This window comes from Rothia sp. (in: high G+C Gram-positive bacteria) (assembly GCF_015265375.1).
In the GTDB taxonomy this organism is placed as follows: Bacteria; Actinomycetota; Actinomycetes; order Actinomycetales; family Micrococcaceae; genus Rothia.
Window position 1 is genome coordinate 1 of the sequence record NZ_JABZXW010000056.1, and the last position, 15,187, is coordinate 15,187.

A 15,187-nucleotide genomic window follows, 5' to 3' on the forward strand; every position below is an offset into this window, starting at 1 on the left:
GCGTTAATCTGGAACGTCGTCTGGTACCACAGCCACATGATGAACGCGGTCGCCGCAGCCAAACCAATGTTTGCGCAGACCCAGAACCACTTCTTGAACTGTGCCCCCGCCATCATCGCGGCGCCGATAGTCACCACAATCGAGAAGCCCACCAGGCCAATGAACGGGTTCGGGAAGCCGAACGCCTCCGCCTGCGGGGTGCGCATCACCGTGCCACAGCTGAGCAGGGCGTTAATGTCGCAGACCGTGGAGTGGCCGGCATCAATGTAAATCTGCAGGCGCTCATACACCAGAATCGCCGAAGAAATCAGCGCAATCAGACCCGCACCAATCAGCCAGAACCCGAGCTGTCGGTCAGAGTAGCCGCCAGCGGTTCCCGTGCGCCCCTGCTGCTTTTCTGCCTCAGTGTAGTTGGGCTCGGTAGTACTCGATGCGGCGGTACTCATACGACTCCTTTAGATAGTGTGTTTCACCTCGTGCAGTAGCGGGTACATACCGGCGCGGCCTAGCCAGCACCCCGGAAGCAGTACCCCATTTATCCTAGCCTCTCACACCGCCAAATGGCACACTGTTAGCCTGTATGTTCCGTTTATGACGTGCTATTTTACGCAGATGGGCGCGTTTTCTGAGCTTTTTCGGGGCACTTTCAGGGCTCGTTCGGGGCGCTTTCGAAGTGTCTTCAGGAAGTCTTTAACGCACGAAAACCCCCGGGAGGCGCCCGCAATTCAGCGGCGGGCGGAACCTTCCGGGGGCTCCACGGGACATTTCTAGGGCTTTATCCGGGGCATTACCTAGGGCAGTATTACTTAGGGCAGCGGGTGGGTGTACGACTCGTCAAAGAACAGCTGCTCCAGCTCCACCGCGCGGCTAAAGAACTCGCGGGCTGCCTGCGCATCCGCCGGGCCCACACGGTCCAGCTCACGGCGCAGGAAATCAACCAGCTCACGGAACTCCGGGTAGTCGTGCAGGGTAATCCACTCGTGGTGCACAAACGAATCCGGGCGCTTGGCGGGAGCCTTCGACGCCCAATCCAGGTACAGGCCCTCACAAACCACCAGCACCGACAGGATCGCCGCATAGCTACCGCTTGCCGCCGCATCCAGGAAGAGGCGCTTGAAGCCGGTGGTCGCCTCCGTATCGGGTATGGATTCACGCTGATGCTCGGTCACGCCCAGAGTCTCAAAGCAGCGCAGGAAGTAGGTGTTCTCGTCACCGGCAATTTCACCGGCGAACTGTGCCAGGCGCAGGCGACCCGCAAGAGTATCGGCATTGGTAATCGCGCCGCCAATCAGGGCGAGGAACGTATCCAGGAAACGGTAGTCCTGCACCAGGTAGCCCGCCATGACCTGTGGGGCAATCGAGCCGTCAAAAAGCTCAGCAACAAAGCGGTGATTCGTGGCGGACAGCCAGGTGGCAATGTTCTCCTGGCGTAGGGACTCGGTGAACGAATCGGTGCCGATCAAATCGGTGAAGGGTGCGGGCATGATGGGTGCCTTTCGCTATGTGGCATACCGTCGCTGGTATGCGTATGTGTGCGGGTGTGTTGGTGCGGCCTCGAACGTTGGGGCCGGCGCCTCAGTGAATATAGCACCGTGTCGTGTAGGCGCGCCCGGTTTTGTGTGCTCGGTGCCCGGAAATTTTCGTTATTTTCGATTTTTTGGGAGGGTGAAGGCGGGTGATGCCGAAGAAAATCGGGCGATTGGGGTTGCGTGAGAGCCCCTGGGAATGCGTGAGGGAACGTGGGTTCGAGTGGGAGCGCGAGGGCAGAGGCAAAAAGGCAGAAAGGCGGAGGCACAAAAAGGCCGGGTGCGAAAAAGCGGGGCACCGCTCCCCCAGCCGGTAATACTAGCCCAGTAAAACCAACCGGAGAGCGGCACCCCGCCTTCTCGTCAATAACCTCAGTGGGCTTTATTCGTCTTCGGAGTCATCATCACCGAAGAAATCATCGGTGTACGAATCGCCCAGCGGCAGGCCCAGCGAGTCCTCAAGCGAAGAACCCTGCCCGGGCTCGCCACCCAGCTCGGCCATGATGTCGTTCAGCAGCTCGTCCGGCTCGGCCTCAGAAGCCGCCGCAGCAGCAGCCGCCAGGGTCGCCGCAGAGGCGGCACCGGCAGAACCGGCGTACAGGCCCGCCTCGGCGGGCAGCTCGTCCGGCAGCTCCTCCGCCTCGGCACCGGGGGTCTTCGCCTCCTCGTGCGCAGCCAGCAGGGTACGCGCCTCACCGATCACGGTAATCGAGCCGGTAATCAGCACGCCCGCCGACTCCTGCTCAAAGAGGGCGTTCTCCATGGCGGTGGCAATCGCCTCGTCCAGGTGCTCAAACACCTCGATCGAGTCTTCATCCAGACCAGCGTCCAGGGCGAGCTCGTGCAGGCGCTCCGGCGCAATCGCGCGCGGCGAATCCGAGGCCGACAGGTACAGGCGGAACGTGCCGTCCGAAGCGTCAACATACTCTTCGCGCATGGTCTCAAACATGCCCAGCGCATCCTTCTCACCCAGGATGCCAACCACCGCGTGCAGGTGCGACAGCTTAAACGCCTCAGTCAGCGCACCCGCGGACGCACGCACACCGTGCGGGTTGTGGCCCGCATCCAGGATGGTCAGCGGCTCGGTGCGCACAACCTCCAGACGGCCCGGCGAGCGCACCGTCTCAAACGCGGTACGCACCACGTCCTCGGGTAGCTGACGCTGACCGCCGAAGAACGCCTCCACGGCGGCAAGAGCCACCACGGCGTTCTGCGCCTGATGCGCACCGTGCAGGGACAGCGGCACATCCGGGTACTCGCCCGCCAGACCGCGCAGGGTCAGCAGCTGACCGCCGACCGCAAGCTCACGGGAGACAACGCCGAACTCCACGCCCTCGAAGGCGAAGGATGCTTCCTTCTCGCGGGCAGAGGCGAGTAGCACATCCGCCGCTTCCGGGTCCTGCGCCGCAGAAACCAGGAAGCCGCCCGGCTTGATGATGCCGGACTTTTCGGTCGCAATCTCGGCGAGGGTTTCGCCGAGCATGTCGGTGTGGTCCAAACCGATCGGAGTGACCACGGAAACCACGCCGTCGGCAACGTTCGTGGAGTCCCAGGTGCCGCCGATACCGACCTCGAGCACCACCACGTCCACCGGCTCATCCGCAAAAATTGCGAAGGCGAGTACGGTAACGGACTCGAAGAAGGTCAGGGCGGGCTCGCCGCGGGAGGTCATTTCCGCGTCCACAATCTGCAGGTAGGGGGCGATTTCGTCCCAAATGCGCACGAAGGTGGCGTCCGGTACGGGTGCGCCATTAATGCAGATACGTTCGGTGACGCTCTCGAGGTGCGGGCTGGTAAAGCGGCCCACGCGCAGGTCGTGGCCGAGCAGCAGCGCCTCAATCATGCGGGCGGTGCTGGTCTTGCCGTTCGTGCCGGTAATGTGAATCACCGGTGCGGCACGGTGCACGTCGCCGAGGATTTCGACGGCGCGCGCTACGGCGTCCAGGCGCGGTGCCATCTTGTTTTCGGGTGCTCGCGCCAGCAGTTCACCGTAGACCCGCTCCACACCCTCGGGGTCGGGAATTGCGGGGTAATTCTTCTCGCTCATTGTTCTCCTCACTGGGATAGCCGGTCGGTTCCGGCAGGGGCCCGCCGTGCGGCGGGATAAAACCGTGCGGCGGGATAGACGACGGGCCGCCCCGCCCGGTGATAGGGCGGGACGGCCGTACGGTTCAGGCGTTTTATGCCTTTGCGACGCTAATGCTCAGCTCGTCTGCTTCGCTCAGCTGCAGGGACACGGCGAGGGTTTCGCCGGTCACCAGTGCCTCGTTGGTGCGCAGAGCTGCCAGAGTTTCCTCCGGTGCCGCGATGCTCAGGTTGATGCGGTCCGCCACGTTCAGGTCAGCGTCCTTACGTGCCTGCTGAATAGCGCGGATGGTGTCGCGGGCGATACCCTCGGCAACCAGCTCGTCGGTCAGCTCAATGTTGAGGACCAGGAAGCCGCCGGGCAGAACCGCAGCCGCGGTGTGCTCAGCACCCTCAGCGTCAGCGGCAACCACGGTTGCCAGCTCGTACTCGCCCTCTTCCAGAGCCAGGCCGCCGTCCAGAGCTGCCACACCGACCAGGACGGTACCGTCCTCGGTCACGGTCCAGTCACCGGATTTGGATGCCTTAATGGCAACCTGCACCTGCTTGCCCAGGCGCGGGCCTGCCGCACGTGCGTTGACCTTCAGCTGCTGGGAGATGCCGTAGTCGGCGGGGTCGACGGTGTCGGCGCTGACCAGCTCCACCTGGCGCAGGTTCAGCTCGTCCTCGACGATGTTCGCGAAGTACTCCGCGCCCTTCTCGCCGAAGGCGGTACCCAGTGCTGCGAACTGCTCGGGAGCAATCGCAACGGTCATCTTCTGCAACGGCTGGCGCACGCGAATCTTCTTCTCCTTGCGCAGTGCCGAACCGGCAGAGCAGACCTCACGCACGGTCTGCATGAGAGCCAGCAGGTCGGACTCATCAGCGAAGGCGGATGCCTCGGGCCAGTCAGCCAGGTGCACGGAGCGTTCACCGGTGAGGCCGCGGTAGATTTCCTCACTGCTGAGCGGCAGCAGGGATGCGGCGACCTTCGACACGGTCACCAGTGCGGTGTAGAGGGTGTCAAATGCGTCGGTGTCTTCGTTGAAGAAGCGCTCGCGGGAGCGGCGCACGTACCAGTTGGTCAGTGCGTCGGCGTACTGGCGCAGGTATTCGCAGGCGTTCCAGATGTCGTAGGAGTCCATCGCTGCGGTGACCTGCTCGATGAGTTCGCGGGTCTTACCGAGGATGAAGCGGTCCATCACGTGCTGCGAGTCGTACTTGAGCTTTGCGCTGTAGCCTTCGCCGTTGTTGGCGGCGTTAGCGTACAGGGCGAAGAAGTGGTAGACGTTCCACAGCGGCAGCATGACCTGGCGAACACCCTCGCGGATGCCCTGCTCGGTCACGATCAGGTTGCCGCCGCGCAGAATCGGCGAGGACATCAGGAACCAGCGCATCGCATCGGAGCCGTCACGGTCGAGGACCTCGGAGACGTCCGGGTAGTTGCGCAGAGACTTGGACATCTTCTGACCGTCCGAGCCGAGCACAATACCGTGGCTGATGACGTTCTTGAACGCGGGGCGGTCGAAGAGCGCGGTCGCGAGCACGTGCAGCACGTAGAACCAGCCGCGGGTCTGGCCAATGTACTCGACGATGAAGTCCGCCGGGTAGTGGTTCTCGAACCATTCCTGGTTCTCGAAGGGGTAGTGCACCTGTGCGTAGGGCATGGAGCCGGAGTCGAACCAGACGTCGAGCACGTCTTCCACTCGGCGCATGGTGGACTTGCCGGTCGGGTCGTCCGGGTTCGGGCGGGTCAGCTCGTCGATGTACGGGCGGTGCAGGTCGGGTTCGCCGTCCTTGTTCAGGGGCAGGCGGCCGAAGTCTGCCTTGAGCTCTTCGAGGGAGCCGTACACGTCCATGCGCGGGTAATTCGGGTCGTCCGAAACCCACACGGGGATCGGGGAGCCCCAGAAGCGGTTACGGGAGATGGACCAGTCGCGTGCGTTCTCAACCCACTTGCCGAACTGACCGTACTTCACGTTCTCCGGGATCCAGTTGATCTGCTTGTTCAGCTCGTACATGCGGTCCTTGAAGTCGGTGACCTTCACGTACCAGGAGGTGATCGCACGGTAGATGAGCGGGGTGCGGCAGCGCCAGCAGTGCGGGTAGGAGTGCACGTAGGACTTCTCGCGGATCAGCACGTCGTCTGCCTTGAGGGCGTTGATGATGGTGCGGTTCGCGTCGAATGCCTGCACACCTGCGATTTCTGCCAGGGCGGTGGAGCCGGATGCGGTGGGCTCGGCGAAGAGCTGCAGGAACTTTGCGCCTTCGTCGAGGGAGAGGATCACGGGGATGCCGTAGCCTTCACAGACCTTCTGGTCGTCTTCACCGTAGGCGGGTGCCTGGTGGACGATGCCGGTACCGTCACCGGTGGTGACGTAGTCGGCGACGAGGATCTGCCAGGAGGTTTCGGTGCCCCACTTTTCGGTGTCTGCGAAGTAGTCCCAGAGCGGGGTGTAGCGCACGTGCTCGAGCTGGGAGCCGGTGTAACGTGCGGTGACGGCTGCGGCAGCGTCCTCGGCGGGGTTGTCGCCTTCGTAGCCGAGGTCCTTGGCGTAGGAGCCGAGCAGCTCGGAGGCAATCAGGAAGGAGCGGCCCTCGACCTTGCCTGCGCCGGGTACGACGGAGTATTCAATCTCGGGTCCGACGGCGAGTGCCTGGTTGGTGGGCAGGGTCCAGGGGGTGGTGGTCCATGCGAGTGCTTCGACGCCGTCGAGTTCTGCGGCGACCTTCTCGTCGGCACCGAGGGAGGTGTCTGCGGTCAGGCGGAATGCGACGGTGACGGTCTGGTCCTGACGGTCCTTGTACACGTCATCGTCCATGCGCAGCTCGTGGTTGGAGAGAGGAGTCTCGTCCTTCCAGCAGTAGGGCAGCACGCGGAAGCCCTGGTAGGTCAGGCCCTTGTCGTAGAGGCGCTTGAACGCCCAGATGACGGACTCCATGTACTCGACGTTCAGGGTCTTGTAGTCGTTCTCGAAGTCGACCCAGCGCGCCTGGCGGGTGACGTACTTTTCCCACTCGTTGGTGTACTTGAGCACGGATGCGCGGGCAGCGTCATTGAAGTTGTCGATGCCCATTTCGAGGATTTCGCGCTTGTCGGTCATGCCGAGCTGCTTCATTGCCTCGAGTTCTGCGGGCAGGCCGTGGGTGTCCCAACCGAAGCGACGTTCTACCTTGTGACCGCGCTGGGTCTGGTAGCGTGCGACGAGGTCCTTGGCGTAGCCGGTGAGCAGGTGGCCGTAGTGGGGCAGGCCGTTAGCGAAGGGAGGGCCGTCGTAGAAGACGAATTCGTTTTCACCGTTTTCGCCGGCGGGACGGTTCTCGACGGATGCGGCGAAGGTGCCGTCCTTCTTCCAGTAGTCGAGGACTGCTTCTTCCAGCGCGGGGAACTTGGGCGATGCGGTAACGCCGCTTCCTGCGGCTTCGAAGGCACTCGCCTTGGGGTATACGTTAGACATTGGGTGCGCCCTTATCTGTTGTTCTCAACGCTGAGATGCGGGTGACGGGCGCGGTACGCGGGTGCGTGCACTCGTCACCTCTCAGCGGGTGAGGGTTGACATGACGGGTGCAAGGACGCCTGGGCATCGCTGACTGTTCCGGGCTGTGCCGGGGGTTCAGGATGCGGCGCGGTACCACCTTGCTTACTGAGTTAACCAGCTCAACGCACCGAACCCTCCCGGGGCTAGCGGGGTGTCGCGGTGTGTTTCCGCGATACCTAGCCACCGGAAGAGCGGCGCGTTGGGCGGGTATCAGTCGCTTATTACAGCTATATCGGGCTTAACCGTCCGGTTCTACTGGGACTACATCTCTTCCGCTAAGACACCCTCGCCGCAGCGATTGGCGGGTGCCCGCAGGTGCGGTCCGTTCTTCCGAATTGCTCGCCGGTGATGGCCGGGTCGTTGCAAACACTAATAGTTTATGTGGCTTTTGTGTCTGTATGCAACCCCGCGGGGTGTGGGTTTGAACAGTTCCGAGCGAGCGGTGGATGCGCGGGTGCGTAAAACAGAATGGTTCTTCGTTCGGCGATATCTAGAGCGAGTAGGGGGCTTAAGGGATCCCGCACGACCCCGCACTCGGGCGCGTTTAAGGATGTATGTTTTTACATTCCCTTGGTGTTGCTTTAAGTGGGTTTCGATTTTTTCTGGGGAGCCTACAGAATTGCCAGCGGTGCAACCACAAGATATGGGGTGAACACCAATGTAATTCCACTAGATATTCACCCCTGCAAGTTTTCACCCCCTCGGCACTCCGTGTGGGAACCGATTTTTCCAGGTCGAAGGGCAGTGCATAGTGGGTGAATAGAGTGCATATTTCAGGGGTTCCGGGCAGATTTTCCCTTGTCGATTCAGGTATTTTTCTTGCCACCTTCAAAGGCTCTTCGTTACCGAAAGGCTAAATCAGTCACCCACCTCTCCCCCGTCTTCCAGGGGTATAGGGGTACAGCTCTTTCAGCTCTTCGGGCCTTAAATATGATTGAAATCACTTAATTCAGCGTGCGTGAGAGTCCCCCGCCAAGCCGCTCGCTCCATCAAATAATTGCCCATCACAAGGGTGTGACCATAAAACTTTACAGTGATTGATATCTTGAGCCCCCTATAGACTCCCAGGAATTACTAAGGTGCCTTTTCGTGCATTTTGAGTTCAAAATAGTCTAAAATGAATCGTGTAACACATCAACGACGATTCAAGAAGCTTTCACTGCTGAGACACAGATGAGAGGCAGCTAAAGCCAACAGGAATTAGACCGGCACACGCCGGAGCACAAGCTGGAACGGTACGAATCTGGCACGTTTCTGACAATCTCTTCGATGAGTTCGCCTGTACCCCTCGCCCCGGCGTTGAGTACACCCCGAGGTCACTTCCGGACAGGAACTAAACCCACGGCACCTAGCCTAGGTTTTACCCCTTTCACAGCCTCACCCAACACGCCATACAACCACGCGCCCGCCACCGGGTGCCCCGAGCCCGCCTCGGGAATAATCAAGGAGTTCACCGATGCTCTCACCCTCTTCGAGCACCCGTTCCGCCGCTTCCCGCCTTGTCAGCCGCCGCGCCCTACTGCTCGGTGGCGCGGCAACCCTCATGGCTGGTTGCGCCTCCGATATTCGCCCGCTGAGCGAAGAGGCGAAGGCTAAGATTGGCTCCCCCACCCCGTCCGCGAGCGCGACCGCTTCGTCTTCTGCCTCTGGTTCGGCATCTGCTTCACCGTCTGCTTCGGCAACGGCTTCGGCAAGCGCTAAGAGCAGCTCCTCCAGCGCGGCACGCGTACCCGTATCTGAGGACGCGCTCGTCGAGGGTTGGGAAAAGTACCCCGGCCCGCTGAAGCTGACCGGCGAATACATGGGCGAGTACCAGCCCGCAACGGATTCTTCCCCGGCGAAGAACGTACCCAAGCCCCTCAAGACCGTTCCGCACCGTGAGGAACCGACCTTCCAGGGTGCCTACGAGACCTTGCGCGCGTACTACAGCGCACAGATCACCGCGCTCAAGGATGGCCGCTACGCAGATCAGGCGATTGAGCTGACCTACCCGGCAGACAAGAGTGCCATCGACGAGGTTAAAGCAGTCAAGGAACTGTATGAGCAGAACGGCTGGTACATGGACTTCACGTGCAGCATTTCCATGCGGAATACGGAGCCTCGAACCGCCCTGAAGAACGGTGACGGCTACGTAGAAATCATGGTGGACGCCAAGTATTCTGCCACCGCCATCCATCAGCCGGACGGCTCCGAGCGCAAGATACCGGCGATTACTCAGGTAGCCATTCCGCACGTGATGCTCTACACCGAGGGTAAGTGGTGGCGAATCGGCAACGACTATCTGAACGAGCGTCTGAATGGCGGCAAGGGCTCTTCCGATTCTTCTAGTTCCGGAGGTTCCAGTTCCGCTGGTTCTAGTGGTTCTTCGGGCCGCGGCTCCACTAAGGTCTAAATCCGCAGGGGCATAATTCCGGCACAGTCTAAACTAGCCCCGTTTCATTAATTTCATACGCACTAGCCCAAAGTCGTGAAGGCGCCCCCTCAGCACCTCACCGACTTTGGGTTATTGTGCTTTAAAGACAATGTCCAGGGTTTTTTGACGAAGTTTTAAAACCAGTCTTCTATAGTAAGAAGTGGATACTTCATACCGCCGCAGTTCACGCTTCGGCACACTCGTATCCCGGTACTTCCCCTGTACCGCGCACCATACAAAACGATGAGGAAGAGTCTCTCGTACGCATCGCAGCGTTGCGAGCTACCTCGATCAACCACTTTCAGGAGATACCATGTCCTTCCGGCCGAGTGCACACACCAGCCCCTCTGCTAACGACCGAAACGGGTTGACCCGCCGCGCCGTTCTTTTTGGCGGTCTGACCGCCGGTGCTTTCGCCCTGGCAGGATGCGCCTTCAACAAGGATATTCGCCCCACCGGTACCGGTGATACTTTCTCCGGCTCCCCGAGCGCCTCCGCCTCCCCCTCGGCGTCTGCGTCCGCTTCGCCTTCTGAGTCTGCCTCGGCTTCGGCATCCGCTTCGTCGTCTTCGTCCTCGTCAAGCCGTAACAGCGCGAAGATTATTCCGTCCGACGAGTTCTTGAAGGACTATAAGAAGTACATTGGCGACGTCAAGTACGAGTACAAGCCCGCCATTGCACACTATGTTGAGCCGACCGACACCTCCCCCGCGAAGAACGTCCCGATTCCGGTCATTGATACGGTGGCTCAGCGTACCGTCAGTCTCGAGGGCGCCTACAAGACCCTGGCTGCTTACCAGAGCGCGTACATTGCCGCGATGTACAGCGGCGATCTGCAGTACCTCAAGGGTCTGGTCCACGGCGCTGACAGCGGTCTGGTCAACAACCTGAAGGCTATTGCCAAGCTCTACGCTGCGGGCGGTTGGACTAAGGACTACGAGAGCAAGCTGAGCATCCGTGACGACAAGGATGCGAAGGCTCTTGCCTCTTCCGATTTGGCTGTTGTGGCGTTCCCCTGCCGGGATGTTGTGAAGGAATACACCATCTACCAGAAGGGTACCGGTGAGGTTCAGAAGGCAAGCACCCTGGATGTCGTAATCTACGTGGTGTACGCCGAGGGCAAGTGGCGCGTAACCAGCCGCGAGTACTTCGTGTCGGAATACAGCGACCGATTCCGCCAGGTCTTTGAGGGTCCCTCCTCATCGGCTTCGGCAAGCAAGTCCAGCGGTGGCGGCTCCGGTAGCTCCGGTGGCTCTAGCTCCGGTAGCAGCAACGATTTCAAGGTCTAGGATCCGAGACTAGGTCCTGAGAGCAACACCCCTAACGAAGCGGGGCGGGTATCAGCTGATACCCGCCCCGCCTTCGTATGTTTTTGTGTTGCGGCACAGCAACAGCCCCGCTCCTTGGCAACTAGGAAAACCAAGGATGCGGGGCTGTGCACTACTATTTGGCGCGCCGCCTTCTAGGAGGTGGAACGCTCACGCAGACGCTCGTGAACCTCGCTCACAAAGCGGTTCTGATTATCGCGAGCATAATGCACGACCTCACCGATGACGGTAATAGCCGGTGCCTTAACCGATGCGCAATCCGACTGAGCGTTCTCAAGGGTCGTGACAGTCACACGCTCCTTCTCCGAGAAACCGTTCTCGATGGTTGCCAGCGGCGTATCAGCCTCAATCCCACGAGAGAGCAGAGACGCCACCGTATCGGGCAGGGTACGAACGCCCATCAGCAGCACCACGGTGCCCTGGGCGCGCAGGGTCGCCTCAACCGCCGAAACTTCGGTCTCCGACAAGCCGGAATGACCAGAAATGACGGTGAAAATTGAGGACACCTTACGCAGGGTCACCGGAATCGCCGCACGCGCAGGAACCGCGATGGCGCTGGTAATGCCGGGGATAACCTCGGCCTCCAGGCCGGCGGCGATGCACGCATCCAGCTCTTCAGCGCCGCGACCGTACACGTACGGGTCGCCGCCCTTCAAACGCACCACGGTCTTACCCGAAAGCGCGTAATCAATCATGAGCTGCTGGATGCGGGACTGCGGAACAGCGTGCTTACCGGGAACCTTACCCACATCAACGATGAGGGCGTTCGGCGCGTACTCGCCGTACTCCTGCGGGGCGAGGTGATCCAGAAGGACCACGTCCGCCTCGCTCAGGGCACGTGCCGCACGCAGGGTCAGCAGGTCAGCGGCACCGGGGCCGCCACCCACAATGTAGACCTTACCGGGGTTCTCGGCGGGCTCGCCGGGCAGAAGAATGCCGCGTTCCGTCACGCTATCGTCCAGGCTGTGCCCGGGCGCCCCGCCCGCGAGCACCTCGTCGATAGTGGCGAACTCGCGGGGCGGGAACGGAGGAATCTTCGGGCACATACTACGCTGCCGGGACCGGGTTGAGGTCACTGGGCTTACCCACGGGAATCTTGGCACCGGTCAGAAGGACGGTGTTGGACTCGCCAGCTTCTGCCGCCGCAATTTCCTCGGGGGTTGCGGGGCGGATCTGCTCGCGCTCCAGCACGTACAGGTGCGAACCTTCGTCGCTGCCGTTGGGCTCGTTGATGAAGGCACGGAAGCGGCGCAGGCGACGCTCGTCCTTCAGGGTTGCTGCCCACTCGTCCTCGTAGGAGTCAACGTGACGCTGCATGTCGCGCTCCAGGTCCTCGCACACGCCCAGGGAGTCCTCAATGAGGACGGACTGCAGGTGTGCCAGACCGTCGCCGTGCTCCTCATCCAGGTCCTCAAGCCAGCGAGCGGTACGCTGCAGCTTGTCTGCGGTACGGATGTAGTACATCAGGTAGCGGTCGATGTAGCGGATGATGTCCTCGCTGGAAGCGTCCTTGACGAACAGGCGACCGTGAGCGGGGTTTGCACCACCGTTACCACCCAGGTACAGGTTCCAGCCGTTGGTGGTTGCAATCAGACCAACGTCCTTGCCCTGTGCCTCAGCACATTCACGGTTACAACCGGACACGCCGAACTTGAACTTGTGCGGGGAACGCAGACCGCGGTAACGGTTCTCCAGCTGGATTGCCATGCCGGTGGAGTCCTGAACACCGAAGCGGCACCAGGTCGAACCCATGCAGGACTTCACGTTACGCAGGGACTTACCGTATGCCTGACCGGACTCGAAGCCGGCATCCACCAGGCGCTCCCAAATGTAGGGCAGCTGCTCCAGGCGAGCACCGAACATACCGATACGCTGTGCACCGGTGATCTTCACGTACAGGCCGAACTCTTCAGCGACCTCTGCGATGACGCCCAGCTTCTTAGCGGGAATCTCACCTGCGGGAATACGCGGAACGACGGAGTAGGTACCGTTCTTCTGCATGTTCGCCAGTGCACGGTCGTTGGTCTCCTGAATACCACCGCGGCCTGCATCCAGGACGTAGGAGTTGCGGAAGGAGGAGAGAATCGATGCAACGGTCGGCTTACAGATTGCACAGCCGTCGCCACCGCGGCCGAAGCGTGCCAGAACGGAGTCGAAGTCGTCCAGGTTGGTCAGACGCACAGCCTCAGCCAGCTCAGCACGGGAGAAGTCGAAGTGCTCACACAGTGCCTTGGAGACGGTCAGACCCATCTTCTTCATCTGCTGTTCCAGAGTCTTCTGCAGCATCGGAACACAGGAACCACACTGGGTACCCGCGGTGGTGCAAGACTTCAGCGATGCAACATCGTGGTTACCGTCAACGATAGCCTCGCGGACAGCACCGAAGCTGATGTTGTTGCAGGAACACAGGATTGCGTCGTCGGGCAGCTCGGTGTCGGGGATGCCGTCGCCGCCACCAGCTGCGGTCAGGTAGACGTTCGGCTCAGCGGGCAGTTCGCGACCGAGCAGGGGCTTCAGGGAGTCGAAGGGAGCGGTGTCACCGACGAACACACCACCGAGCAGGGTCTTTGCGTCGCCGCTGGTCACGATCTTCTGGTACATGCCGCGTGCGGGGTCTGCGAACAGAACCTCGAGGCAACCCTCGGTGGTGCCGCGGCGGTCACCGAAGCCAGCGACCTGAACGCCGGAGAACTTCAGCTTGGTTGCGATGTCGAACTCTTCAACCTGAGCTTCTTCGTTGTCGTTGAGCAGGTTAGCTGCCACAGCGTCAGCCATAGCGTTAGCCGGTGCAACCAGGCCCCAGGTGCGGCCCAGCACGCAGGCAACCTCACCGATAGCCCAAATGTGCTCGTCGGAGGAGTGGCATGCGTCGTTGACGAGAATACCGCCGCGCTCACCCAGTGCCAGGTCAGCATCACGTGCCAGCTCGTCGTTGGGGCGAATACCAGCACCGAAGACCACCATGTCGGCGGGCAGGGTGCGGATTTCTGCATCCTCGGAGGGAGAATCTGCGATGGAGACGGAGACGACGTTGCCGTCAGCGTCCTTGTTGATACCGGAGATGTACACGCCGGTCTCAATGTCAATGCCGGTTGCCTTAATCTGGGCGTTCACGGCGTAACCGCCGCCCTGGTCAACCTCAACGGAGAGCAGCCAGGGTGCCACGTCCAGGATGGTGGGCTCTGCGCCCAGGTCCTTCAGACCCTCAGCTGCTTCGAGGCCGAGCAGACCGCCACCGACGACGACACCGCGGGGTGCGCGGCCGAGGGTGGACTGCAGGCGCTTGACCTCGGAGACCATGTTCTTCACGTCGTCGATGGTGCGGAAGACGTGTGCGGCGTCCGAGTTAAGAATGGGGATACGAACCGCGCGGGAACCGGTTGCGAAGACCAGCACATCGTAGGGGTACTCGTTGCCCTCGGTGTCGGTGACGACACGGCGGGTGCGGTCAAGCTTCTCTGCGTGGCAGTTGTTGACCAGGTTGATGTTCTCTGCATTCCACAGTTCGGGATCACCGAGGGTCAGGTCCTTCTCGGTGTCCTTGAAGATCTGCTCGATAGCAACGCGGTCGTAGGGGATGTAGGGCTCGTCGTTGAGGACGGTGATGGTGTCCGCCGCGCGACCGGCAGCTTCAGCGCCTTCGTGGTACGCGCGTACAAAACGCCACGCAGCGGGGCCTGCGCCGACAACGAGAATGTTGCGGGGGGTGTGCGACATGGATTTTCCTTCCTAGTTGTAATGCAGGTAGTTTATGGCATTTGTCTACTCTCAGTACGCGGCTGTGGCGTGCCTGGCGCTGGAACTCCTAGTTTCCGCGCCGTTGGGCTCGTACCTGATGCGTACCGAGTAGTTGGAGCGCCCGCTTCTTTAGAATGCATCTGAAAATTACGAAACATTTTTGTGTGGGATTATGTTGTTTTTTCCAGGCAGTCAAAAGGCGTTTTTAACTACGACTTTTATCGTACACTCTAGCGCGGGGTTGAAGTATCGTAAATCCGCATTTTTTGGGAAAATTTTCTAAAAAATCCGCGGAATACCGGGCTGAAATAGGGTATTCTTACCTTACCTAAACTTAATTTAGGTAAGGCTAATCTATGAAATTTGAGATTGTCTTTTTAGGGTAAAAATAACCTTTAGCACCCTCCGCGTGCCCCATTTCCAAATGTGGGTTTCATAAGGTAAACTCCAAACAAAGAACACACGAACCGTTATTGTGTCCTGCACCCGCGCGGCGCAGACCACCGCTTCGAAAGGAAACCCCCATGGCTGAGAACTGGGTACGCATCTGCGCCGAATCTGACCTCGAAGAAAACTGGGG

8 protein-coding genes are annotated in these 15,187 nt (G+C 60.6%); 2 read left to right on the plus strand and 6 right to left on the minus strand.

Going from position 1 to position 15,187, the window contains the following annotated elements:
* The 4 genes from HXO69_RS07290 to ileS form a co-directional block, all read right to left on the minus strand.
* The coding region (locus HXO69_RS07290; protein ID WP_296546227.1) for a vitamin K epoxide reductase family protein at positions 1–446 on the minus strand (446 nt) is incomplete at its 3' end.
* 360 nt (positions 447–806) lie between these two features.
* Positions 807–1,484 (minus strand): TenA family protein, encoded by a 678-nt coding sequence (locus tag HXO69_RS07295; RefSeq protein ID WP_296546228.1) that lies wholly within the window; start codon positions 1,482–1,484, stop codon positions 807–809.
* Positions 1,485–1,908: 424 nt separating this feature from the next.
* Positions 1,909–3,573, minus strand: coding sequence for a folylpolyglutamate synthase/dihydrofolate synthase family protein (locus tag HXO69_RS07300; RefSeq protein ID WP_296546230.1), 1,665 nt, complete (start codon positions 3,571–3,573; stop codon positions 1,909–1,911).
* Between the two features lie 133 nt (positions 3,574–3,706).
* Positions 3,707–7,048 (minus strand): isoleucine--tRNA ligase, encoded by a 3,342-nt coding sequence (ileS, locus tag HXO69_RS07305; RefSeq protein WP_296546232.1) that lies wholly within the window; start codon positions 7,046–7,048, stop codon positions 3,707–3,709.
* A gap of 1,537 nt (positions 7,049–8,585) precedes the next feature.
* On the opposite strand from ileS, the gene HXO69_RS07310 reads away from it, so the two are divergent.
* Both HXO69_RS07310 and HXO69_RS07315 read left to right on the plus strand, forming a co-directional pair.
* Entirely contained in the window at positions 8,586–9,521 is a 936-nt protein-coding gene (locus tag HXO69_RS07310) for a DUF6318 family protein (RefSeq protein ID WP_296546233.1), read from the plus strand.
* 334 nt (positions 9,522–9,855) lie between these two features.
* A complete protein-coding gene (locus HXO69_RS07315) occupies positions 9,856–10,830 on the plus strand; it encodes a DUF6318 family protein (protein WP_296546235.1) in 975 nt (324 codons plus the stop codon).
* Positions 10,831–11,003: 173 nt separating this feature from the next.
* Here the strand turns inward: HXO69_RS07315 and cobA are convergent, their stop codons facing one another.
* Positions 11,004–11,915: a uroporphyrinogen-III C-methyltransferase gene (gene cobA, locus HXO69_RS07320; protein WP_296546236.1), complete on the minus strand. Its 912-nt coding sequence runs from the start codon at positions 11,913–11,915 to the stop codon at positions 11,004–11,006.
* A 1-nt stretch (position 11,916) separates the two neighbouring features.
* On the minus strand, positions 11,917–14,586 hold the full coding sequence (gene nirB, locus HXO69_RS07325; protein ID WP_296546238.1) for a nitrite reductase large subunit NirB: 2,670 nt from the start codon (positions 14,584–14,586) through the stop codon (positions 11,917–11,919).
* Positions 14,587–15,187 lie beyond the last annotated feature (601 nt).

Coding starts and splice junctions, on each gene's coding strand:
- HXO69_RS07295 (WP_296546228.1), bottom strand. CDS start 1,484: ATGCCCGCACCCTTCACCGATTTGATCGGCACCGATTCGTTCACCGAG.
- HXO69_RS07300 (WP_296546230.1), bottom strand. CDS start 3,573: ATGAGCGAGAAGAATTACCCCGCAATTCCCGACCCCGAGGGTGTGGAG.
- ileS (WP_296546232.1), bottom strand. CDS start 7,048: ATGTCTAACGTATACCCCAAGGCGAGTGCCTTCGAAGCCGCAGGAAGC.
- HXO69_RS07310 (WP_296546233.1), top strand. CDS start 8,586: ATGCTCTCACCCTCTTCGAGCACCCGTTCCGCCGCTTCCCGCCTTGTC.
- HXO69_RS07315 (WP_296546235.1), top strand. CDS start 9,856: ATGTCCTTCCGGCCGAGTGCACACACCAGCCCCTCTGCTAACGACCGA.
- cobA (WP_296546236.1), bottom strand. CDS start 11,915: ATGTGCCCGAAGATTCCTCCGTTCCCGCCCCGCGAGTTCGCCACTATC.
- nirB (WP_296546238.1), bottom strand. CDS start 14,586: ATGTCGCACACCCCCCGCAACATTCTCGTTGTCGGCGCAGGCCCCGCT.